This window comes from Leisingera sp. UBA4491, from assembly GCF_002388965.1.
Lineage (GTDB): Bacteria > Pseudomonadota > Alphaproteobacteria > Rhodobacterales > Rhodobacteraceae > Leisingera > Leisingera aquaemixtae.
In genome coordinates, this window is sequence record NZ_DGNN01000017.1 from 63,687 (window position 1) to 86,654 (window position 22,968).

The following is a 22,968-nucleotide window of genomic DNA, read 5'->3' on the forward strand; positions in this document are numbered from 1 at the left end:
AAGAGCTGAATTTGCAATTAAATGGTTAAGGGCCTGTGTGCTTTCGGTAACGCACTGTGGCAAAACCGGGGCAAATGCGGACGAATTGCCGAAAATCCGCCCGCATCCCGCCCCGGTTTACAGCACGCCGCGGGGAATCGTTTCCTGCCACTCCTTGGTCACCACCACATCCCGGCCTGCGCCCTCGTAAGCGGTCACCTCGCGCCGGAGATAGAAATTCTCCCGGTCGCAGGTCGCTTTGTTCCTGGTCTCAATCGCGACCTGCCAGCCGCCGCGTTCAAACTCAAAAGTCCAGTCACTGGTAAAACCCGCCGTAGCCGGATCATCCGGATGCACCTCATAATGCATGGCCACATGGCTGCCCGCGCAGATGCCGTGATAGGGGTCCACCGCCTTGCCGTAATCGTCAAATGTATCCAGCACCAGCGCGCCGTCCTCCCGCGTCCAGGTTTTCGAGCTGCCGCCAGGCGCGCGCAGCTGCTCCGCCTGCAGCACCGGATACTCCCGCGGCGCGCCGGGATTTTGCGGCTCGATCTCCTGTTCCGCCTTGCGTTCCGGCAGGATCAGGGCGCACTCCTCCAAATGCAGAGTCACCTCCGCCGCCTCCGGCGCGGGCCAGACAACCGGCCAGTAGGACGCCGACAGCGCCAGCCGCAGCACATGCCCCGGTTTCAGGCGGTGCGCACATTCATTCAGCTCGATCTCCGCCTCATAGCGCTGCCCCGGCACCAGCTTTTGCGGCACCTCGAATCCGTTGCGGCAGGTGAGGTTCAAGGGGCGGTAGGTGATCCGCTGCGACACGCCTTCCGGCGACACATCGCACAGCCGCGCCACCAGCTGCGCCACCGGCTTGTCGGCGCTGAACGCCACCTTGACCCGCGGCCTGCCCAGCAGTTCCAGCGGCTCTGCCAGCGGGGCAGCGTCGAAACAGGCCGACAGCGCATCGTCAACCGCCTGATCGCCCGCCAGTTCATTGTCAAACCGCATCCCCGGGCAGAAATAGCCGGACGCCTGCCCGACCGTCGCGGGATTGCTGACCACGGTGACACCACTGCCCGGCTGATCCGCCAGCACGCCCTGCCCCAGATGCATCACCCGGTCCCGCACATTCGGCGAGGGCCATTCAGCCTCCGCCACCCAGCGGCCCTGGCGCGGCTTGTTCTGCATGGTTGGGTTGAAGTGCTCCTGCATAAAAACGCGGTAGTCCGGCAGGTCTTCGGCGCCTGTCTCCTCGCCCTTCAGCCACCTGCCGAACCAGCGCAGCACCTCGCCGTGAAAATCCGCCGGGTCCAGCTTGGCGATATGGGCATAGCGGTGCTCCCACGGGCCGATCATGGCTTTGGCGGGCACGGTCAGATTGGCTGCCAGCGCCGGCGGCGCATTCACGTAGGCATCGGCCCAGCCGGTGATCGCCAGGACCGGCGCCTGGATCGCCGTCCAGTCCTCGCAAACCGACCCGTGCTTCCAGAAATCCCCCCGTGTCTGGTGCCGCAGCCACTCCGCAGCCATGAACGGCATCCCCTCGATCCGCTTGATCCAGTCTTCGCGCCAGTCCGCCCGAAGCTCAGGATCCGCGGGCCGCGACTGGTAGGCAAACATCTGGCTGCCCCAATTGGCGTTATCGCTCAGCAGGCAACCGCCCATATAATGGATGTCGTCGGCGTAGCGGTCCACGGTCGAGGCCACCGACACCACTGCCTTCAATGCCTCCGGACGGCGGAAGGCCAGCTGCAGACCGTTGAAGCCGCCCCAGCTGATGCCGATCATGCCGATATTGCCGCCGCACCAGTCCTGCGCCGCGATCCAGGCCAGCACCGCCTCGCCGTCGCTCAGCTCCTGTTCGGAATATTCATCGTCAAACACCCCTTCGCTGTCACCGGTGCCTGCAATATCCACCCGGATGCAGGCATATCCTTCGGCGGCAAAAACCGTGTGCGTGGTCTCGTCCCGGGGCGCGGTGCCGTCGCGCTTGCGGTAGGGCAGATACTCCAGAATCGCCGGAAACGGCCCCGCGCCCTCTGGCATCCAGATCCGCGCCGACAGCCTGCGGCCATCCGGCAGAGGGATCCAAGTGTTCTCAATGATGCGGTAAGCGCCGGGCATGGGGATATTCCTGTCGTTGGTTTGGCATCTGCCACTTAAGCAAACTCTCCAGATCAGCCGCCGAAGGAAAGGGAGCATTTGTAAGCGGATGTAAGCGAACTGACGCGGTTTAGACCCGAATCGAGACGGCCAGCCTGGGAACGCCGCTGATTTTTTGCGTTTTCCTGCCCGATCCGGCCGCACCCGAACGGAACAGCCGGGCGGAGCCGGTTTATCCCGGCAAACGGCACCGGCACGGTTACTCCGGCAGTTTCGGCGCCGATTTATCCAGGGCCAGTTCCGCGTCCGAGAATTTCCACGGACCGCGCACCCCCGGCACCCCTTCCGGTGCGATCTGCATCCCCCGGTGCTTGATCTGCGGATCCTCGAACGCCTGGCCAATGGTGTTGATCGGTCCTGCAGGCACCGTCGCCGCCTCCAGCGCCGCCAGCAGATCCGCTTGCGTCCACTTAGCCAGCACCTCCTCCAGAATCGCCGTCAGCGCCTTGCGGTTGGCGACCCGCAGCTGATTGGTCTGGAAACGCGCATCCGCCTTGGCCTCCGCCAGACGCAGCACGCCGCAAAGCCGCTGGAACTGCCCGTCATTGCCCACTGCCAGGATCACATGGCCATCCTGCACCGCCATCACCTGATAAGGCGCGATGTTCGGGTGATCGTTGCCCAGCCGGGTGGGGCTTTCGCCGGTCGCCAGATAATTCATCGCCTGGTTCGCCAGCAGGGCCGTGGCGCAATCCAGCAGCGACATGTCCAGATGCTGGCCGCGCCCTGTCCGGTGGCGCTGCTCCACCGCCGCCAGAATGCCGATCGTGCCATAAAGCCCGGTGACGATATCGGTGATTGCCACACCGACCTTTTGCGGCTGGCCGTCCTGCGCGCCGGTGATCGACATCAGTCCCGACATGCCCTGCAGAAGAAAGTCATACCCCGCCCGCTTGGCATAAGGACCGTCCTGGCCAAAGCCGGTCACGGAGCAATAGATCAGCCGGGGATTGATTTTGCTGAGGCTGTTATAATCCAGCCCGTATTTCTTCAGCCCGCCGACCTTGAAGTTCTCAATCAGGATGTCGGCATCCTGGATCAGTCCAAGAACCGCCTGCTTGCCTTCTTCAGTGCGAAAGTCGGCCGTCACACAATCCTTGCCGCGGTTGGCGGCATAGTAATAAGCAGCTGACGTGTCGCCGTCGCGTTCAATGAAGGGCGGGCCCCATTTGCGGGTATCGTCGCCGTCCGGGCTCTCCACCTTGACCACTTCGGCGCCGAGATCCGCCAGCGCCTGGCCGATCCAGGGCCCGGCCAGAATACGCGCCAGTTCAACCACCTTAAGGCCTGCAAGCGGGGTCATGGGCACTCCTCCCTGTTGGTGCCGTGCTCTTTGCCGCCATGCTTAGCCGCTGCGCCGCCCTGCTGCAAGATTTGATCAAATCCCGGGCCAGCGAGACACCCTGCAGGCCGAAAGCCGGAAATCACGTGTTTTCCGCGCCCCAAGGCTCATAACACATGCAGCAATTCACCCGGCGATACACCTGGGCAAAATTCCCGATGGCCCCGGCCACAACATTATGTTAGCGATAACTCAACTTTAACCGGCCACATGCCAGCTGAGGCGATTGAATTGCCCCGCCTCAGGCGGCACAATGACCCGGCCCCGGGTTCAATTCTTGGCCTCAATGGAACAGCGATGTAAAATCAATGGTTTCCCGCGTCATTCCCGTCCAGCCCTTTGACCTCGTGCTGTTTGGCGCGACCGGGGACCTGGCCCGCCGCAAGATCCTGCCGGCCCTGTTTCACCGCTTTCAGATCGGCCAGTTCGATAGCAACTGCCGGATCATCGGCAGCTCGCGCAGCGACCTCACCGCAGAAGCGTTCCGCAGCCAGACCGCCGATGCGATCCGCGAGTTCGGCCAGGACGTGGAAACCACAGCCGAGGAAATCGCCGGCTTCACCGCGCTTCTGGACTATGTCGCGGTGGATGCCCGCGGCGAGACCGGCTGGGATGCGATTCACGGGAAACTGCGCGAGGATGCGATCCGCGCCTTCTACCTGTCGGTGGGGCCGGCCCTGTTTCCCGATATCGCCCGCCGCCTCAGCGAGACCGGCATCGCCACGCCCGAAAGCCGCATCGTGCTGGAAAAACCGTTCGGCCATGACCTCGCCTCGGCCCGGGGGCTGAACGCGGCGCTGCGGGAGCACTTCGAGGAACAGCAGATCTACCGGATCGACCACTATCTGGGCAAGGAAACAGTGCAGAACCTGATGGCGCTGCGCTTTGCCAATTCGCTGTTCGAACCCCTCTGGAACTCCTCTCATATCGACCACGTGCAGATCACCGTGGCCGAGAGCATCGGCATCGAAGGGCGCGAGGAATATTACGACAAGTCCGGCGCCATGCGGGACATGGTGCAGAACCACCTGATGCAGCTTCTGTGCCTGACCGCGATGGAGCCGCCCGCCCATTTTGCCCCCAACGCGGTGCGCGACGAGAAGGTCAAGGTGATCGAAGCGCTGCGCCCGGTGGCGCAGGCCAGCATCGCCCGCGGCCAGTACCGCGGCAAAAACGGGGACGGCTACCGCGATCACGCGGGCAACCCCGCCAGCCGCACCGAAAGCTATATTGCGCTGAAGGTCGAGGTGGCGAACTGGCGGTGGGCCGGCACCCCCTTCTACCTGCGCACCGGCAAGCGCCTGCGCGAGCGGGTGAGCGAGATTGCGGTCTATTTCCGCGACCCGCCGCACAACATCTTCGAAGGCTCCGGCCCGATCCACGGCAACGTGCTGGTGATCCGGCTGCAGCCGGATGAGGGCATCACGCTGAAGACCACCATAAAGGACCCCGGCCCCGGCGGCATGCGGCTGACCGGCGCCAACCTGGACATGACCTTCGCGGATGAGCTGCCGGAGTCGGGCCGCCCGCAAGACGCCTATGAGCGGCTGATCATGGATGTGATCCGCGGCAACCAGACCCTGTTCATGCGCGGCGACGAGGTCGAAGCCGCCTGGGCCTGGGCCGATCCGATCATCGCCGGGTGGCAAGACACCGGCGAAGCCCCGCAGCCCTATGACAGCGGCAGCGCCGGACCCGATGACTCGCTTTTGCTGATCCACCGCGACGGCCGCCGCTGGCGCAGTATCGGAACCTGAGACAGCCGCCCTCCCCTTTGCCCCCGCAGTTTGCTACAAAGGCCCCACATGAGCTTGAACCCCACACTGGCCGCCGTCACCGACCGCATTATCGCCCGCAGCGAAACCACCCGCGCAGCCTATCTGGAGCGGATGCGCGCGGCCCGTGGCAAGGGGCCCGCGCGGGCACATCTGTCCTGCTCCGGCCAGGCCCATGCCTATGCCGCCACCGGACCGGACCAGCAGACACTGGCAGAGGCCTCCAAGGGGCATCTGGGAATTATCACGGCCTACAACGACATGCTGTCGGCGCATCAGCCGTTTGAGACCTACCCAGCCTTGATCCGCGATACGGTGCGCCAGGCCGGCGGCACCGCGCAGGTGGCGGGCGGGGTGCCCGCGATGTGCGACGGTGTCACCCAGGGCGAGGCCGGGATGGAGCTCAGCCTGTTTTCCCGCGACACCATCGCCATGGCCACCGGCGTCGCGCTCAGCCACAACGTCTTTGACGCCGCGGTGTTTCTCGGCGTCTGCGACAAGATCGTGCCGGGGCTGGTGATCGGCGCCCAGGCGTTCGGCCATGTCCCGGCGGTGTTCCTGCCCGCGGGTCCCATGACCAGCGGCCTGGCCAATGACGAAAAGGCGCATATCCGCCAGAAATTCGCCGCTGGCGAGATCGGCCGCGAGGAGCTGCTGAAGGCCGAGATGGCCGCCTACCACGGCCCCGGCACCTGCACCTTCTACGGCACCGCCAACACCAACCAGATGCTGATGGAGTTCATGGGGCTGCATCTGCCCGGATCGTCCTTCGTGAACCCCGGCACGCCGCTGCGCGAGGCGCTGACGGTGGCAGGCGCCAAGCGCGCCCTGTCGCTCAGCGCCCTTGGCAACACTTACACCCCGGTCTGCGATGTGCTGGACGAGAAAGCCTATGCCAACGGCATTGTCGGGCTGATGGCCACCGGCGGCTCGACCAATCTGCTGATCCACCTGATTGCCATGGCGCGGGCGGGCGGCATCCTGCTCGACTGGCAGGACTTTGCAGAGCTTTCGGACGCGGTGCCTCTCCTGGCCCGGGTCTATCCCAACGGGCTGGCCGACGTGAACCATTTCCACGCGGCCGGCGGGCTTGGCTACATGATCGGCGAGCTGCTGAAAACAGGCCTTCTGCACCCGGACACCAGAACGGTCGCGGGCGACGGGCTGGAACATTACACGCAGGAACCCTTCCTGACGGAGGACGGCCTCACGTTCCGCCCAGGCCCGGGGCAGAGCCTGAACGACGCGGTTCTGCGCCCGGCGGATGCGCCGTTCCAGAAATCCGGCGGGCTGAAGCGGCTGGCCGGCAACCTGGGCACCGCGGTCATCAAGGTCTCGGCGGTGGCAAAGGAGCACCACGTGGTCCAAGCCCCCGCGCGCGTCTTCCACGACCAGGAGGAGGCCAAGGCCGCCTTCAAGGCGGGCGAGCTGACTGGCGACGTGATCGTGGTGGTGCGGTTCCAGGGCCCCAAGGCAAACGGCATGCCGGAACTGCACAGCCTCACCCCCTTCCTCGGCATCATGCAGGGCCGCGGCCAGAAGGTGGCGCTGGTCACGGATGGCCGGATGTCGGGCGCTTCCGGCAAGGTGCCGGCAGCGATCCACGTGGTGCCTGAGGCCCTGGACGGCGGGCCGATTTCCCGGATCCAGGACGGCGACCTGCTGCGGCTGGATGCAGCCAAGGGCACATTGGAAGTCCTCACCGAAGGCGCGCTGGAGCGCGAGCCCGCCACCGCCGACCTCAGCGCCCATCAGAACGGCACCGGGCGTGAGCTGTTTTCCCTGTTCCGCCGCTCGGTCGCTTCGGCCGACGAAGGCGCCAGCGTGTTTGGAGTGTAAACCATGCGGATAACCCCACAGGACGCCAGCCTGCGCACCTGCGAGATTTGCGCCCTGGCGCCGGTGATGCCGGTGCTGGTGGTGGAGGATGCGGCCTGTGCCCGCCCGTTGGCCCAGGCCCTGGTTGCGGGCGGCCTGCCCGCCCTGGAAGTCACCTTGCGCACCGGCGCCGCGCTGGACGCGATCCGGGAGATGGCGCAGGTGAAGGGCGGCGTGGTCGGGGCCGGCACGCTGATCACCCCCAAGGATGCCGAAGCCGCCAAGGCGGCCGGCGCCCAGTTCGGCGTCTCCCCTGGCGCGACCGACGCCCTGCTCGACGCCTGCGAAGCGATCGGCCTGCCGCTCCTGCCCGGCGCGGCCACCGCAACCGAGGCGATGCGGCTCTTGGCCCGCGGCTACGGGATGCTCAAGTTCTTCCCGGCTGAGGCCTCGGGTGGTGCCCCGGCGCTGAAAGCCATCGGCGCGCCGCTGCCGCAGATCTCCTTCTGCCCCACCGGCGGCATTAGCCCGGCCAATGCCGAAAGCTACCTGAGCCTGCCCAATGTGGTCTGCGCCGGCGGCAGCTGGGTGGCCCCCGCCGATCTGGTCAAGGCCGGCGACTGGGGCGCCATCGAGGCTCTGGCACGCGACGCCAGCAGGCTGGGCAAAAGTTAAGCCAGCGCAAAATCACTCTGGCACTTCCGCGCGCCACGGCGGGTTTGCACCGGCGCGCGAAACCGACACAGCCGCCGCCCTCACGGCAAACCGCAAGCAGGCCTTCAAATCCGGTTCGGCAATTTCCCCGGAGGCCGCCGCCTTCAGCACCCCTCGCTCCTGCGCCATCGCCAGGAAGCCCGCGTTGAAGGTGTCGCCCGCCCCGACCGTGTCGGCAACAGTGACAGGCACCGCCGCGGCGGTCACAACCTGCCCGTCCGGCAGATAGGCCTCTGCCCCTTCCCGGCCGCGGGTCAGCAGTATCAGTTTCGGCCCGGCTGCGAACAGGCCGCTCAGTTTGGTGCGCGTGTCCCCGCGGGGACAAAGCCAGGAAAGGTCCTCCTCAGACACCTTCACGATATCCGCCAGAGCCACCATTTTCTCCAGCCGCGCGCGGTAGGCGGCCTCATCCCGTGAAAACCCGGCCCGCACGTTCGGATCCAGCATCACAGGCCGGCGGCCAGCCTCGCGCTGCGCCAGCGCCAGATAGGCATCCGCCGCCGGCGGGTTGCACAGGCTGATGCCGCCAAGCAGCAGTGCGCTCACGCTGTCCGGTAAATCCGGCAGCGCCTGCGGGGTCAGCGACGAGCCGGCGGAACCGGTGTCAAAAAAACTGTAACTGGCGTCCCCATCCGTCAGGTGGACAAAGGCCAGGGTGCAAGGCCTGGGGCTGGTGACCGCCAGCGAGGTATCCACACCAGCCGCCGCCAGCGCCTGCGCCAGCTGCTGCCCGAACACATCCGTGGACAGCCCGGTGAACAGCCCTGCCCGCACGCCGAGGCGGCCAAGCGCCAGCGCGGTATTGAACGAAGCGCCGCCGCCATGCGGGACATATGCCGCCTGCCCCGTTGCGGTCTCGCCGGGGATCATGTCGATCAGCGCTTCGCCGCAGCAGAGGATCATGGCGCGCCTGCGCCGCTGCCGAAGCCGAGCGCGGTCTGATAGGCAAACAGCGCGGGCAGCCCGCCGGTGTGCAGCAGCAGCACTTTCTGCCCCTTGCGGATGATGCCCTGTTCCAGCAGCCCCAGCAGCCCGGCAAAGGTCTTGGCGGAATAAACCGGGTCCAGCAGGATCCCCTCAGCCGCGGCCATGCGCTGGAGCGCGGCGCGCGCCGTGCCGCCTGCGCGGCCGTAACCGGGTGCCAAGGCGCCGTCCCAGGTGAGGATCCCGCCGCCGGAAAACGGCCGCGGAATGTTCATCAGCCTGGCCAGCTCTGCAGTCACCTGCTCCAACCGCGCCTTTTGCTGCCGGGCATCGCGGCGCACGCAGATACCATAGACCGGCGCGGTAATGCCGGCCAGGCGCACTCCGGTCAGGAACCCGCCATGGGTGGCCCCGCTCCCCGAGGGCACCACCGCGGCATCAAAACCGCCAATTTGCGCCGCCAGCTCTGCCCCGCCCCGAACATAGCCCAGCGCGCCCAGCGGCGGATGGCCAAGCCCCAGCGGGATGATGTAAGGAGTGCGGCCTGCCGCGCGCAGCTGCTCTGCCCGCGCTTCCAATGCGGCATCCGCGCCGGCTTCGTCCTCACCTTCCGGATAACTCATGATATCCGCGCCCAGTATATCCGCCAGGAAGACATTGCCCGAACGGTGGTAGAGCGGGTCCATTCCGGGCACCCGCTCCTCCCGCTGCAGCACCGCCTGCATCCCGTATTTCGCGGCCGCCGCGGCGGCGGTGCGGGTAAAGTTCGACTGCACCGCGCCGGTGATCAGGATGGTGTCTGCCCGGGCCGCCCGCGCAGCGCCGATATAGAACTCCAGCTGCCGGGTCTTGTTGCCGCCAAAGCTGAGGCCCGTGAGGTCATCGCGCTTGATCCAGAGGTCGAGGCCCAGCTCCTGCGACAGGCGGTTCAGCCGCTCCAGCGGGGTCGGCTGTGACAGCAGGCTGGCCCGGGGGAAGGGGGAAAGCAGCGTGTCTATGCGGGACATTGCGGTCTCTTTCTTACGGGTCAAGCTGCGGAAGCGGCGCCGCCCGAAGGCAGGCCGCCACCGGGAGTTTTGACCGCATCCTGTCCGGACCGCATCACGTTGGCGCAGATTGCGCAGCCGGGCAAGGCCCCGGGGGCAGCTGTTGCTTTCCAGGCGCTGCGCCCCCATGTCCCTGCGAAGCACTGGAAATCCAAGGACACGCGCCATGACAGAGACCGCCCACAGCCCCGCCCTGCGGGTCGATATCATTTCCGACGTGGTCTGCCCGTGGTGTGCGGTCGGCTACAACCAGCTGGCGTTTGCCGCCCGCCGCGCCGGGGTGGCATTGGACATCCACTGGCAGCCGTTTGAACTGAACCCGGATATGGCCCCCGAAGGCGAGGACCTGCGCGAGCATCTGGCAGCGAAATACGGCAGCACGGCAGAGCAGTCCGCCCAGGTGCGGGCGCAGCTGGCGGAACTGGGCGAGGCCCTGGGCTTCACCTTCCGCTTCTTTGACGGGATGCGGATCTACAACACCTTTCAGGCGCATCAGCTGATCGAATGGGCCGAACAGCGCGGCCAGGGCCACGCCATGAAACAGGCGCTGCTGCAGGCCTATTTCACCGATGGCAAAAATGTCGCCGACCCTGAGGTGCTGGTGGAGACCGCCGCAAGCCTCGGCCTGGACGGCGCCGATGCACGTGCTGCCCTGGACAGCGGCACGCACGCGGACAACGTGCGCCAGCGCGAGGCGTTCTGGGTGCAGCAAGGCATCCGCGGCGTGCCTGCCATGGTGTTCAACGGCCGCCACCTGGTGACCGGCGCGCAAGGGGTTGAGAACTACGCCAGCATTCTGGAGCAACTGGGACAGGCAGAAAAGACGTTTTGACGGCCCCGGATTTCGGGAGACCGCCTAGGCGCAGTTCGGTGCGCTGAGCGTTCGCCCGGGCGGGTGCGGAACGCGCCCGCCGTGGGCCGGACGGACGCGTGCCTGCCGCTGGCGCGGCAGGCGAAAGGACACTGAACCTGTCAGGTTCACCCCTGCGGCAGGCACTGGGCGATCGCGGTTTCCAGCTTGTCCACCACCTCGGTGATCTGCTCCTCGGTGATGATGAAGGGCGGCGCCAGCAGGATGTGGTCGCCGTTCCGGCCGTCGCGGGTGCCCGCCATCGGGTAGCAGATCAGCCCGGCCTGAAAGGCTGCCTTCTTGATCCGCCCGGCCAGTCCTAGCGCGGGATCAAACGGCTGCTTGGTGGCGCGGTCGGCCACCAACTCCACCCCGCGGAACAGGCCGCGGCCGCGGATGTCGCCGACGTTGGGATGCTGGCCGAAACGCTCCTCCAGCGCCGCCTGCAGCTTCTCTCCCATCTCAGCGCAGCGCTGCACTAGGCCGCGCTCCAGCATCGCCTTGACCACGGCGAGGCCCGCAGCGGTCGCTACGGGATGGCCGATATAGGTGTGGCCGTGCTGGAAGAAACCGGAGCCATGCTCGATCGCCTCATAAATCTGCCGGGTGCAGAGCATCGCGCCGATCGGCTGGTAGCCTGCCCCCAGTCCCTTGGCGATACACAGGATATCGGGCGCCACGCCATCCGCCTCGCAGGCGAACAGATGCCCGGTGCGGCCCATGCCGCACATCACCTCATCCAGGATCAGCAGCACGCCGTACTGGTCGCAGATCTCGCGGATGCGCTTGAAATAGCCCTCAACCGCCGGCACCGCACCGGAGGTGGCGCCGACAACCGGCTCCGCCATGAAGGCCATCACCGAATCCGGGCCAAGGCGCAGGATTTCCGCCTCCAGCTCATTTGCCACCCGCTGGCCGTAGTCATAGCTGCTCTCGCCCTCTCCCCGGCCGGTGTATTCGTAACAGGGTGAGATGTGGGAGATGCCGATCAGCAGCGGTGCGAACTGGGTGCGGCGCCATTCATTACCGCCAGCGGCCAGCGCTCCAAGGGTGTTGCCGTGGTAGCTCTGCTTGCGGGCGATGATGTGCCGGCGCTGCGGTTCGCCGCGCTCCAGGTGGTACTGGCGGGCCAGTTTGATGGCCGCCTCGGTCGCCTCCGACCCGCCGGAGACGAAATAGACCCGGTCGATGTCCCCCGGCGCGTTGGCGACCAGCAGGTCCGCCAGTTCCTCCGCCGGTTCCGAAGTGAGGAAGCCGGTATGAGCAAAGGCCAGCTTGCCGACCTGCTCCTGCACCGCCTTGATCACATCGGCGTCGGAATGGCCCAGGCAGGAGACCGCAGCGCCGCCGGAGCCATCGAAATAGCGCTTGCCATCCGCGTCGATCAGATAGCAGCCGTCACCGGCAACGGCGGTGGGCAGGCTGGCTTTGGTGTGGCGGGGAAAGACATGACTCATGATCGGCACTCCTTGAGGGTATGGCCCTGGGCCTTTGCGGCCTGAACGAAGGCGGCAACAGAGGCCGCATTGTCTGCCAGCAGCCCGCCATCCGGTGTTTCGATGTTATTCTCAAATCCGATTCGCGCATCCCCTCCAGCGGCAATCGCCGCCAGCAGGCAGGCGTGCTCATAGCGGCCAAAGGCGCAGGCAGCCCAGCGGAGGCGCAGATCCGCCGCAGCGTCCTGAAAGACAGCAAGCCCCTCGGGCCGGGCCAGAACCGGCGGAGTGTATTTGCCCAAGACAAAGATCGCATCGCGCATGGCAGCCGGGACAATGCCGTCCTGATACCAGACGCGCAGCCGGGCGATGCAGTCCGGACCGTATAGAATATGCTGCACCTGCGTGCCTGCCTCCGCACATAAGGCGTAGGCGCGCGCGGCCAGGTCCGGATCCCGCGCCATTTCCCGCACCGAGACAGAGGCCGCTGCCGGGCGCAGCGCCTCCAGACAGGCGAACTGGGCGGCCACATCATAGATGCCGGCGCTTTCCGTGGTGATTTGCACCGCCATTTCCGGCGCGCTTTCCCGCACCGCATCAAGGGCTTCGCGGTAGCGCCCAGCATCCAGCGAGTGCCGCCCGTCACCATCGCGCACATGCAGATGCAGCGCATGGGCACCTGCAGCGAAGCAGGCCGCTGCGGTTTCCGCCGTCTGCTGCGGCGTCACCGGCAGCTGCGGGTGATCCCCGCGCCCCCGCCGGGCCCCGTTGGGCGCCACCATCAAACTGTATTCCACCGCTCTCCTCCGTTGCCGCCTGACCCGGTGCGACTCGCATCCCGGCTGCCCGCAGCTTGGCCCGTCGGCACATCCGGTCTCAAGGATACAGCGTCAGAACATTTGTTTTATCTGCCCGCACCTGCGGTCCGCCGCCGCCTCGCGCCCGGGTGCCGCCTCTGGACCTAAGCAAGCAAATGCTCTGGCCCTAACGAATTCCGCAAAACTGACGTTTCTGGTACACAATACGCCTGAAAGCCCGTGTAGGGTGCCGGGCAGCCCGATTCACTTCCAACGCCGAAAGGACATGTCATGGACGGCACGTTCAACGAAAACGATCTCTCCCGCGTGGTGGAGGCCGACAAGGCCCACATGTGGCACCACCTGTTCCAGCACAAGGCGCTGGAAAGCGCGGATCCGCGCATCATTGTCGAAGGCAAGGGCATGCGTGTCTGGGATCAGAACGGCAAGGAATTCCTGGACGCGGTCTCCGGCGGGGTCTGGACCGTCAACGTCGGCTATGGCCGCGAAAGCGTCTGCAAGGCCGTTTACGACCAGCTGATGAAGGTCTGCTATTTCGCCAACTCGGCCGGCTCAATCCCTGGCGCGCTGTTTGCTGAAAAGCTGATCTCCAAGATGCCGGGAATGACCCGCGTCTACTACACCAACTCCGGGTCCGAGGCCAACGAGAAGGCCTTCAAGATGATCCGCCAGATCGCCCACAAGAAATACGGCGGCAAGAAGACTAAAATCCTGTACCGCGACCGCGACTATCACGGCTCCACCCTGGCCACCATGTCGGCGGGCGGCCAGGACGAGCGCAACGCGCAGTACGGCCCCTTTGCGCCGGACTTTGTCCGCGTGCCGCACTGCATGGAATACCGCAAGCATGAGCTGGGCCTGGAGCACCTGTCCGGCCGCGAATTTGGTATCGCCGCTGCAGACGCCATCGAGGAAGTGATCCTGCGCGAAGGCCCGGAAACCGTTGGCGCCCTGTGCCTGGAGCCGGTGACCGCAGGCGGCGGTGTCATCGAAGCCCCCGAAGGCTATTGGGAGCGCGTGCAGGAGATCTGCCAGAAGTATGACATCCTGCTGCACATCGACGAAGTGGTCTGCGGTGTCGGCCGCACCGGCAAATGGTTCGGCTACCAGCAGTACGGCATCAAGCCGGACTTTGTGACCATGGCCAAGGGCGTCGCCTCCGGCTATGCCGCAATTGCCTGCATGGTGACCACCGAGGAAGTCTTTGAGATGTTCAAGGACGACGCGGGCGATCCGATGAACTACTTCCGCGACATTTCCACCTTCGGCGGCTGCACCGCAGGCCCCGCGGCGGCGCTGGAAAACATGCGCATTATCGAGGACGAGAACCTGCTGGACAACTGCGTTGCCATGGGTGAGCGGATGCTGAACAACCTGCGCAAGCTGCAGGAAAAGCACGCCGTGATTGGCGACGTGCGCGGCAAGGGGTTGTTCCTGGGTGCCGAGCTGGTTCAGGACCGCGACACCAAGGAGCCGGTGGACGAGAAGCTGGCCCAGCAGGTTGTCGCGGAATGCGGCGCCCAGGGGGTGATCATCGGTGTCACCAACCGCTCGCTGCCGGGGCGCAACAACACCCTGTGCTTCAGCCCGGCGCTGATCGCCACCGCAGACGATATCGACGCAATCTGCGACGCGGTCGACAAGGCCCTGACCAAAGTTTTCGGCTGACACTCTCCCTGTTGGACGAACAACCTGCGCCCCGGATTTTCCGGGGCGTTTTTTGCTTTAAAGCCCGCCAGTCAAGGAGGCCGAAGGCCCCGCCGCCAGGCGGCTTCTCCGTGACGCGGCTGCTCAGCACACAATCGGACAGGGCCTCTGCGCAGACAGCTCTGCCCCTCAAAGCCCTCTCGGCAAAAAGCAGCGCCGCGCGTCAGCGCGGCGCCGGACCCAACGGAAGCGGAGCAATCTCTGATTGCTTCGCGACGGGCGGAAGCCCCCTGCCCGCCGCAGGTGTCTCAGATCAGCTGGAACAGAATGCCCGACAGGATCGCGCCGCTCACCCCAAGTCCCAAGTAAGCGGCAAAAACCTGCGGCCTAACCAGCGACCAGACCGCCGCCATCGCAGGAACCGAGCTGACCGCCCCTGCCACCATGAAGGCCATGGCCGCGCCTGCGCTCATGCCCTGTTCCATTAGCCCCGCCAGCAGCGGCGGTGCGACATAGGAATTGAGGTATGCAGGCATCCCGACCAGCGCCGCAATGGCAATCGGCAGCACGCCTTCACCGCCCACCAGACCGGCGATCACATCAGCCGGCACATAGTGGACCAGAAGCGATTCCAGAACATAGGCCAGCGCCAGCCACTTCAGCAAAAACAGACCGTTGGAGACGAACTCCTCACGGAATGTCACCTTGCGCTCTGCCTCAGTCCAGAACCGCCAGTTCGGCTTGGCGTCCGGTTTTGGCCCGCCGCAGCCGCAGCAGCTCTTGGCCTCCTGCTTACGGAGCGGATTTGCAAAAACGCCCTGCCCCCGCAGCAACTTGATGGCAAAACCGCCGAACAGCCCCAGCGCCACTGCCGCCACCGCCTTGCCAATGGCAAAGGGCCAGCCCAGCGCGCCTGCGGTGATCAGCAGCGTCGGCGGGTCGATCAGCGGCGAGGACAGCCAGAATGCCATCACCGCCGACAGCGGCGCACCCAGCGCCAGCAGGCCCGCAATGAACGGGATCACCTCGCAGGAGCAGAACGGTGCCAGCCCTCCGAACAGCGCCGCCAGCAGGATCATCCGCGTCTCCCGCCCCTCAAAGGCGCGCGCCACCATGGCCTCGGCGCCCGTCGCCTTGAGATAGGCGAGCAGCAGTACGGCAAGCAAGATGTAGCGGGCCGTGCTGCCCAGCGCGGCCAGGGTGAATTCCACAACAGACCGGAAGTTGCCGGGGTCAAGGACAGCAGCGGCTGCCAACAGCGCAAGGCTCAGCGCCCAGGGTGTCTTCAGCCAGCTGCCCAGTGTTTTTGCCTTACCGGGGGTTTGTGTCAGTTCAGCCATCGTTCGCCGCCCCTTTGCCCGCATCCGCACAGCATTCGCTGAGGATGAAACCGGCCAGTGCCTCCAGCCGGGTGAATTCGGCGCGGCTGATCGTCGACCGCCCCACGCGTTCCTGCGCCACCACACCGGCACCGGTAAGAAATTTCAAATGATGCGCCAGGGTTGAGGGCGCAATGCCGGTGCGTTCCTGAATGTCCCCGACCGTCAGCCCGGCCCCGCCCGCCCGGATCAGGCAGCGCAGCACCTGCAGCCGCGCCTCCGATCCCATCGCGGCAAATCCCTGTGCGGCTTCTTCCCATTGCATGATGCTGCTCCATTTGATTCGACAAAACTAGTTTTATAGTTTATTTTGCGTTTTGCAAGAACCGTGCGGGACCGCAGGAACCACCATCTGATCACCGCCGTCTGCTGGCGTGCCGCCGGACCCAGTCCAAGGCGCAGAATTCGCCAAACCGGCCCTAAGTCCAGATTGCACCGCGTTTAAGTCCACCCTAAGGTGGCGCGCATGGCCATTTCCGTCGACACTTTCTTCCTCAACCGGGACGCCCAGGGCACCCTGCAGGCGCAAATCCAGGAAATGATTGCCGAGGGCATTCTGTCCGGGCGGTTCCGCGTCGGGGAGAAGCTGCCGTCCTCGCGCAAGCTGGCGGCGCATCTGGGCATCAGCCGGATCACCGTGACGCTGGCCTATACAGAGCTGCTGGCCAATGACTACCTCACCTCGCGCGGGCGGTCGGGGTATTTCGTGTCAGAAAACGCCCCGGTGCCGCCTTCCTACACGCCGCAGCAGAAGGCCGGCGATGCGATGGACTGGGATAAAGTGCTGGCACGCAGCTTTACCGGCGGCGACACGCCGCGCAAGCCGCAGGACTGGCGCGACTACCGCTATCCGTTCATTTACGGTCAGGCGGATGCGTCGCTGTTCGACCACGCCAACTGGCGGCTGTGCGCGCTCAGGGCGCTGGGGCAGAAAGATTTCTCGGCGCTGGCAAACGACTATTTCGACCAGGACGACCCGCTCTTGATCGAGTACATTGCCCGCCACACGCTGCCGCGGCGCGGCATCACCGCGCGGCCGCAGGAGATCCTGATCACGCTCGGGGCGCAGAACGCGCTGTGGATCACCTGCCAATTGCTGCTGAACCGCAAGCGCCGCGCCACGGTGGAGGACCCGGCCTATTACACCCTGCGCGACCAGGTGGTGCAGACCCGCTGCCAGATGGATTGCATCCCGGTGGACGCAGGCGGGCTGCCGCCGGAACAGATCCCGGAAGGCACCGATGTGATCTTCTGCACCCCCAGCCACCAGAGCCCGACCACCTTCACCATGCCGATGGAACGCCGCAAGGAGCTGTTGCGGCGGGCCAGCAGCATCGACGCGGTGATCGTCGAGGATGACTACGAGTTCGAGATGTCGTTCCTCGGGGCCCCCTCGCCGTCCTTGAAATCGCTCGATACCGAAGGGCGGGTGATCTATGCGGGCAGCTTCTCCAAGTCGCTGTTTCCCGGGCTGCGTCTGGGCTATCTGGTTGGATCGGAACCGTTTATCCGCCAGGCAAGGGCCTTGCGCGCCAGCGTGCTGAGGCATCCGCCAGGCCATGTGCAGCGCACGGTGGCCTATTTCCTGTCGCTGGGGCATTATGATGCTCAGATCCGCCGCACCGCCAAGGTGCTGCACGACCGCCGCGCGGTGATCGAGGACGCCATTCGCAAACATGGCCTTCAGATCGCAGGCGTCGGCGGCTATGGCGGCTCTGCCTTGTGGATGCGCGCGCCGGAAGGGGTGGACACTTCGGCGGTGGCAGAGCGGCTGAAGGAGAAAAGCGTCATCATCGAACCCGGTGCGCCGTTCTTTGCCGCCGGAAACCGCAAGCAGAATTACTACCGGCTGGGGTATTCCTCGATCCCCGCAACCCGGATCGAACCCGGTCTCGCGCTGCTTGCAAGCGCGCTGAAGCAAGGCTGAGCCCCCGCACACATCCGGGCGGCTCCCGCGCCCGCGCCAGCACAGGCTGCGCCGGCGCAGGCTGGCGGCCTTGGGCGGGGCGCCGCGCCTTGCGGCACGGCGCGGTCCCTTCAGCTTGCGCCGGCACTTGAGGAAACGGGGGGGGGCGGATCACAGCAACTGGCGCCGCAGGCGCCGGGCCCAACGGGCACAGCGCATCCTGCGGATGAGCGACGCCGGGCGGGAGGGTGCCTCTGGCCTTACCAGCCGGAAAAACTGGCCCTAACCCGGTCCTGCGCCGCCCCCTAAACCGGAGTCAATTCCCAGCCTCCGCGCCCGGAGGAATTCTGCGTCTCACTCAGGAGAACCCGCCATGAAAATGACCACCGAAGAAGCCTTCGTCAAAACGCTGCAGATGCATGGCATCCAGCACGCGTTTGGCATCATCGGCTCTGCAATGATGCCGATTTCCGACATCTTCCCCGCCGCGGGCATCACCTTCTGGGACTGCGCCCACGAAGGCTCCGGCGGCATGATGGCTGACGGCTACACCCGCGCCACCGGCAAGATGTCGATGATGATCGCCCAGAACGGCCCCGGCATCACCAACTTCGTGACCGCCGTAAAGACCGCCTACTGGAACCACACCCCGCTGCTGCTGGTCACCCCGCAGGCGGCCAACAAGACCATCGGCCAGGGCGGCTTCCAGGAGATGGAGCAGATGCGCATGTTCGCCGACTGCGTTTGCTACCAGGAAGAAGTGCGCGATCCCTCCCGCGTGGCCGAAGTGCTGAACCGGGTGATCATGAACGCCAAGCGCGCCTCCGCCCCGGCCCAGCTGAACATCCCGCGTGACATGTGGACCCAGGTGATCGACATCGAACTGCCCGCCATCGTCGAGTTTGAGCGCCCCTCCGGCGGCGAGACCGCCGTAGCCGAAGCGGCCAAGCTGCTCTCTGAGGCGAAGAACCCGGTGATCCTGAACGGTGCCGGCGTCGTCCTGTCCAAGGGCGGCATCGAAGCGTCCAAGGATCTGGCCGAGCGCCTGGATGCTCCGGTATGCGTTGGCTACCAGCACAACGACGCCTTCCCCGGCTCGCACCCGCTGTTTGCAGGCCCGCTGGGCTACAACGGCTCCAAGGCCGGCATGGAGCTGATCAAGGACGCCGACGTGGTACTGTGCCTTGGCACCCGCCTGAACCCGTTCTCCACCCTGCCGGGTTACGGCATGGAGTACTGGCCGGCCAATGCCAAGATCATCCAGGTCGACATCAACCCGGACCGCATCGGCCTGACCAAGAAAGTTTCTGTCGGCATCATCGGCGACGCCGCCAAGGTGGCGCAGGGCATTCTGGCGCAGCTGTCTGACACCGCCGGCGACGAGGGCCGCGCCGAGCGCAAGGCGCGCATTGCGGAAACCAAATCCCGCTGGGCCCAGCAGCTGACCGAGATGACCCACGAGGAGGACGATCCGGGCACCACCTGGAACGAGCGCGCCCGGGCCGACAAGCCGGACTGGATGAGCCCCCGCATGGCCTGGCGCGCCATTCAGGCCGCGCTGCCGAAAGAGGCGATCATCTCCTCCGACATCGGCAACAACTGCGCCATCGGCAACGCCTACCCGTCCTTCGAGGCCGGCCGCAAGTATCTGGCCCCCGGCCTGTTCGGCCCCTGCGGCTATGGCCTGCCGGCGGTTGTCGGCGCCAAGATCGGCAACCCGGACACTCCGGTTGTGGGCTTCTCCGGCGACGGTGCCTTTGGCATCGCGGTGAACGAGCTGACCGCGATCGGCCGCGGCGAGTGGCCCGCCATCACGCAGGTGGTGTTCCGCAACTACCAGTGGGGCGCGGAGAAGCGGAACTCCACCCTGTGGTTCGACGACAACTTCGTCGGCACCGAGCTGGACCAGCAGGTGTCTTATGCCGGCATCGCCAAAGCCTGCGGGCTGAAAGGCGTGGTTGCCCGCACCATGGACGAGCTGACCTCGGCGCTGGCCCAGGCGATCGAAGACCAGAAGAATGGCACCACCACATTGATCGAAGCGATGATCAACCAGGAGCTGGGCGAGCCGTTCCGCCGTGACGCCATGAAGAAGCCGGTCCGCGTGGCAGGCATCGACAAGGCCGACATGCGCGAACAGCAGGTCTGACGCGCGTGCCCCTGCCCTTTGACCTCTCTCCGGGCCAGGGGGCCTACCTGGCCGCCGCGTTGTTCGCGGCGGCCTTGATCCGGGGCTTTTCCGGCTTCGGGTTCTCCGCGATCTTCATCATCCTGGCGGCGCTGACCACCAACCCGCTGCCGCTGATCCCGGTGGTGTTTTCCTGCGAAATCGCCATGACCGCCTTTCAGGCGCGGGGCATCCGCCCGCATATCGACTGGCCCCGCGCCATTGCCCTGCTGGGCGGGGCCGCAGTCGCCACCGTTCCCGCCATCGCCATCATGGCACGGCTGGGCGAACAGGAGGCGCGGCTGGCGGTTTCCAGCCTGATCCTGGGGCTGAGCCTGGTGCTGCTGAGCGGCTGGCAGCTGGCGCGCCCGGTGGGGCGCAGCGGCAATCTGGGCGTGGGCGCCATCGCAGGCATCGCCAACAGCGCCGGTGTCGGCGGCCTGCCGGTCGCGGCCTTCCTGACCGCGCAGCCGGTGCCGCCCGCGGTGTTCCGCGCTACCATGATCGTGTTCCTGACCGGCATCGACGTGATGGCGCTGCCGGTGATGGCCGCAAACGGGCTGGTGGGGCCGGAAACCCTGACCGGCATCCTGCTGGCCTTTCCCATTCTGGGCCTCGGCATCTGGGCCGGGTCCCGCGGTTTCCAGGCGGTCTCTCAAAGCCTGTTCCGCCGCGCGGTTGTGCTGATGCTGACCGCGCTGTCGCTGATCAATATCGCTAAGCTTGCCGTCTGAACGAGGTGAATAAGATGTCCCGGATACTTATCGTGAACGCAGGTTCCTCCTCGATCAAGCTGGCCGTCTTTGGCGAGAGGCTGAAATCGCTGCTGACGGCCGAAGCAGCGGGCATCGGTGACAGCGGCGAGCTGCGGATCGGCGGCAGCCGCCAGCCTGCCGCTCTTGCAGACCACGCAGAAGCCTTCGAACGGCTTCTTGAGGGGCTCGCCGCCCAGGGCTATCCCGCTGCCGGTTTCGACGCAGCAGGCCACCGCGTTGTCCACGGAGGCGCAAGCCTGACGCGTCCGGAGCGTGTGACAGCGGCGCTGCTGGACCGGATCGACGCCTGCAGCCCGCTGGCACCGCTGCATAACCCGCACAATGCAGCGGCAATACGCACGCTGACGGCCCTGCTGCCGGACCTGCCGCAGGTTGCCTGTTTCGACACCGCGTTCCACGCAACCAACCCGGAGACCGCCGTGCGCTACGCCGTGCCGCCGTCCTGGCAGCAGGCCGGGATCCGCCGCTACGGGTTTCACGGCCTCAGCTACGAGGCTTTGCTGCGCCGGCTGGCGGAAACAACCGGCACAGCGCCGCCGCCCCGGCTGCTGGCATGCCATCTCGGCAACGGCGCCAGCCTGTGCGCCATTGCCGATGGCCAAAGCGTTGCAACCACAATGGGCTATTCCCCGCTGGAGGGGCTGACGATGGGCACACGCTCCGGCAGCATTGACGCCAGCGCCGTGCTGGACCGGGCAGAGCAAACCAGCATTGCCGAGGTGCGCAGGGACCTGCAGCAGCAATCCGGTCTGCTTGGCCTATCCGGCCTCTCCAACGACATGCGTGCGCTGCTGGAGGACGGCGGCGAAGCTGCCAGTTTTGCGGTCGAGCATTTCTGCTATTGGTGCGCGCGCCACGCAGGCTCGATGATTGCTGCGATGGAAGGCATCGACGCCATCGCCTTTACCGGCGGCATTGGCGAAAACTCCGAAGCCATCCGCACCAGGGTCTTGCAGCGGCTGTCGTGGACGGGAGTGCCGGACAGCGCCGTCCATGTCATTCCGGCAGATGAAGAGCGGCAGATCGCCCTGCATACAGGAAAACTGCTCCACCTGGAGTAAACATTTTCCTTCCATTTGCGCCCGATTTGGAAAACTATCCCAGGTGCAGCGCGACAGACTGAACACACCCGCAGCCGTCCGGCCCCCGTCTCCAGCAGCCCATCCTCCACCACATGCCCAAGGTTTCCCTCCATGTCCATCCTGACACCCATCTCTTCGCTGCAATCGGGTGAGTTGCAAGACAAGCTGCGCCTGCTGCTGCCGGGCGTGGCGGTTTCGGTCCTGGTCGCCATCACCGCACAGTTCCTTGCCGAGCATTACGCAACCCCTGCCATGCTGCTTGCGCTGCTGCTGGGGATAGCCGTCAGCTTTCTGGGCGAAGAGGGCAAGACCGTGCCCGGCATCGCCTTTTCCGCCCGCTCCCTGCTGCGGCTGGGGGTGGCCTTGCTGGGGGTGCGGGTGTCGATGGTGCTGATGATGGGGCTTGGCTGGGACTTGATCGCGCTGGTTGTTGGCGGCGTGATCGCCACCATTGCCTTCGGCCTCGCCGTGGCGCGGTTCTTTGGCCACAAGTGGCGCTTTGCGCTTCTGACCGCAGGCTCCGTGGCAATCTGCGGGGCGTCGGCGGCGATGGCCATCAGTGCCATCCTGCCCCGTGACGACCGCTCCGAGGAGCGGCTGATCTTCACGGTGATGGGCGTGACGGTGCTGTCGACGGTGGCGATGATCGCCTATCCGATCCTGGTGAATGTGCTGGAGCTGAACTCCCTTCAGGCCGGGGTGTTCCTGGGCGGCACCATCCACGACGTGGCGCAGGTGGTCGGCGCGGGTTTCTCAATCTCCGAGCAGACCGGCGACACCGCCACCCTGGTCAAGCTGATGCGGGTGGCAATGCTGGCGCCTATCGTGCTGGCGGCCTCGCTGATGATCCGCTCCTTTGCCGAGCTGCCCGGCGACGGCAAGCGGCCGCCCATTCTGCCGGGCTTTGTGATTGCCTTTCTGGTGCTGGCCGGGATCAACTCCTTTGGGCTGATCCCGCCGGCCGTTACCGAATTCCTCAGCCAGGCTTCGCGCTGGCTGCTGCTCACCGCAATCGCTGCGGTGGGAATGAAAACAAATCTGAAACAGGTCCTGGCCGTAGGAGGCGCGGCCATTGCCCTGATCATCGTCGAAACTCTGTTCATTGCCGGGCTGATCCTGGCGGGGATCGAGCTGTTGACCTGATCG

18 protein-coding genes are annotated in these 22,968 nt (G+C 65.8%); 10 read left to right on the forward strand and 8 right to left on the reverse strand.

Features of this window, described 5'->3' with window-relative positions; all coding sequences use genetic code 11:
- Positions 1-117: 117 nt before the first annotated feature.
- Complete coding sequence (locus tag B2P87_RS09540) at positions 118-2,103, reverse strand: CocE/NonD family hydrolase (protein ID WP_141891252.1); 1,986 nt, start codon at positions 2,101-2,103, stop codon at positions 118-120.
- A gap of 238 nt (positions 2,104-2,341) precedes the next feature.
- Positions 2,342-3,445 carry a CaiB/BaiF CoA transferase family protein gene (locus B2P87_RS09545; protein WP_141891253.1) on the reverse strand — a complete coding sequence of 368 codons (1,104 nt, stop codon included), beginning with the start codon at positions 3,443-3,445 and terminating at the stop codon, positions 2,342-2,344.
- 347 nt (positions 3,446-3,792) lie between these two features.
- On the opposite strand from B2P87_RS09545, the gene zwf reads away from it, so the two are divergent.
- The 3 genes from zwf to eda are packed head-to-tail and all read left to right on the forward strand — an operon-like array spanning position 3,793 to position 7,752.
- Positions 3,793-5,241 carry a glucose-6-phosphate dehydrogenase gene (gene zwf / locus B2P87_RS09550; RefSeq protein WP_141891254.1) on the forward strand — a complete coding sequence of 483 codons (1,449 nt, stop codon included), beginning with the start codon at positions 3,793-3,795 and terminating at the stop codon, positions 5,239-5,241.
- 48 nt (positions 5,242-5,289) lie between these two features.
- Positions 5,290-7,098: a phosphogluconate dehydratase gene (gene edd, locus B2P87_RS09555; protein ID WP_141891255.1), complete on the forward strand. Its 1,809-nt coding sequence runs from the start codon at positions 5,290-5,292 to the stop codon at positions 7,096-7,098.
- A gap of 3 nt (positions 7,099-7,101) precedes the next feature.
- The gene (gene eda / locus B2P87_RS09560; RefSeq protein ID WP_141891256.1) at positions 7,102-7,752 is read left to right on the forward strand and encodes a bifunctional 4-hydroxy-2-oxoglutarate aldolase/2-dehydro-3-deoxy-phosphogluconate aldolase; all 651 of its coding nucleotides are present in this window, start codon (positions 7,102-7,104) and stop codon (positions 7,750-7,752) included.
- A gap of 12 nt (positions 7,753-7,764) precedes the next feature.
- Here the strand turns inward: eda and B2P87_RS09565 are convergent, their stop codons facing one another.
- Both B2P87_RS09565 and B2P87_RS09570 read right to left on the reverse strand, forming a co-directional pair.
- Positions 7,765-8,694, reverse strand: a complete 930-nt coding sequence (locus tag B2P87_RS09565) for a carbohydrate kinase family protein (RefSeq protein ID WP_141891257.1) — start codon at positions 8,692-8,694, stop codon at positions 7,765-7,767.
- Positions 8,691-9,722 carry a D-cysteine desulfhydrase family protein gene (locus tag B2P87_RS09570; protein WP_141891258.1) on the reverse strand — a complete coding sequence of 344 codons (1,032 nt, stop codon included), beginning with the start codon at positions 9,720-9,722 and terminating at the stop codon, positions 8,691-8,693. The genes B2P87_RS09565 and B2P87_RS09570 overlap by 4 nt, the downstream gene beginning before the upstream one ends.
- Positions 9,723-9,927: 205 nt before the next feature.
- Here B2P87_RS09570 and B2P87_RS09575 point away from each other — a divergent pair, with 205 nt between their 5' ends.
- The gene (locus tag B2P87_RS09575) at positions 9,928-10,593 is read left to right on the forward strand and encodes a DsbA family oxidoreductase (RefSeq protein WP_141891259.1); all 666 of its coding nucleotides are present in this window, start codon (positions 9,928-9,930) and stop codon (positions 10,591-10,593) included.
- Between the two features lie 146 nt (positions 10,594-10,739).
- Here B2P87_RS09575 and B2P87_RS09580 read toward each other — a convergent pair whose 3' ends face one another.
- Together B2P87_RS09580 and B2P87_RS09585 are read right to left on the reverse strand one after the other, a co-directional pair.
- Positions 10,740-12,068 carry an aspartate aminotransferase family protein gene (locus B2P87_RS09580; protein WP_058284960.1) on the reverse strand — a complete coding sequence of 443 codons (1,329 nt, stop codon included), beginning with the start codon at positions 12,066-12,068 and terminating at the stop codon, positions 10,740-10,742.
- Entirely contained in the window at positions 12,065-12,829 is a 765-nt protein-coding gene (locus tag B2P87_RS09585; protein WP_141892110.1) for a 3-keto-5-aminohexanoate cleavage protein, read from the reverse strand. The genes B2P87_RS09580 and B2P87_RS09585 overlap by 4 nt, the downstream gene beginning before the upstream one ends.
- Positions 12,830-13,135: 306 nt before the next feature.
- Between B2P87_RS09585 and B2P87_RS09590 the strand changes: the two genes are divergently transcribed.
- Positions 13,136-14,533, forward strand: coding sequence for an aspartate aminotransferase family protein (locus B2P87_RS09590; protein WP_058284958.1), 1,398 nt, complete (start codon positions 13,136-13,138; stop codon positions 14,531-14,533).
- Positions 14,534-14,820: 287 nt separating this feature from the next.
- Here the strand turns inward: B2P87_RS09590 and B2P87_RS09595 are convergent, their stop codons facing one another.
- Both B2P87_RS09595 and B2P87_RS09600 read right to left on the reverse strand, forming a co-directional pair.
- Positions 14,821-15,852 (reverse strand): permease, encoded by a 1,032-nt coding sequence (locus tag B2P87_RS09595; RefSeq protein ID WP_141891260.1) that lies wholly within the window; start codon positions 15,850-15,852, stop codon positions 14,821-14,823.
- Positions 15,845-16,156, reverse strand: a complete 312-nt coding sequence (locus B2P87_RS09600) for an ArsR/SmtB family transcription factor (RefSeq protein WP_058284956.1) — start codon at positions 16,154-16,156, stop codon at positions 15,845-15,847. The genes B2P87_RS09595 and B2P87_RS09600 overlap by 8 nt, the downstream gene beginning before the upstream one ends.
- 201 nt (positions 16,157-16,357) lie before the next feature.
- On the opposite strand from B2P87_RS09600, the gene B2P87_RS09605 reads away from it, so the two are divergent.
- From B2P87_RS09605 to B2P87_RS09625, 5 genes are all read left to right on the forward strand, one after another.
- On the forward strand, positions 16,358-17,818 hold the full coding sequence (locus B2P87_RS09605; protein ID WP_141891261.1) for a PLP-dependent aminotransferase family protein: 1,461 nt from the start codon (positions 16,358-16,360) through the stop codon (positions 17,816-17,818).
- Positions 17,819-18,170: 352 nt separating this feature from the next.
- Positions 18,171-19,946 (forward strand): sulfoacetaldehyde acetyltransferase, encoded by a 1,776-nt coding sequence (gene xsc / locus B2P87_RS09610; protein ID WP_141891262.1) that lies wholly within the window; start codon positions 18,171-18,173, stop codon positions 19,944-19,946.
- Positions 19,947-19,951: 5 nt separating this feature from the next.
- Positions 19,952-20,698, forward strand: a complete 747-nt coding sequence (locus B2P87_RS09615; RefSeq protein ID WP_141891263.1) for a sulfite exporter TauE/SafE family protein — start codon at positions 19,952-19,954, stop codon at positions 20,696-20,698.
- A 14-nt stretch (positions 20,699-20,712) separates the two neighbouring features.
- Positions 20,713-21,801 (forward strand): acetate/propionate family kinase, encoded by a 1,089-nt coding sequence (locus B2P87_RS09620; RefSeq protein ID WP_141891264.1) that lies wholly within the window; start codon positions 20,713-20,715, stop codon positions 21,799-21,801.
- 132 nt (positions 21,802-21,933) lie between these two features.
- Positions 21,934-22,965: a YeiH family protein gene (locus B2P87_RS09625; protein WP_141891265.1), complete on the forward strand. Its 1,032-nt coding sequence runs from the start codon at positions 21,934-21,936 to the stop codon at positions 22,963-22,965.
- The last annotated feature ends 3 nt before the right edge of the window (positions 22,966-22,968 follow it).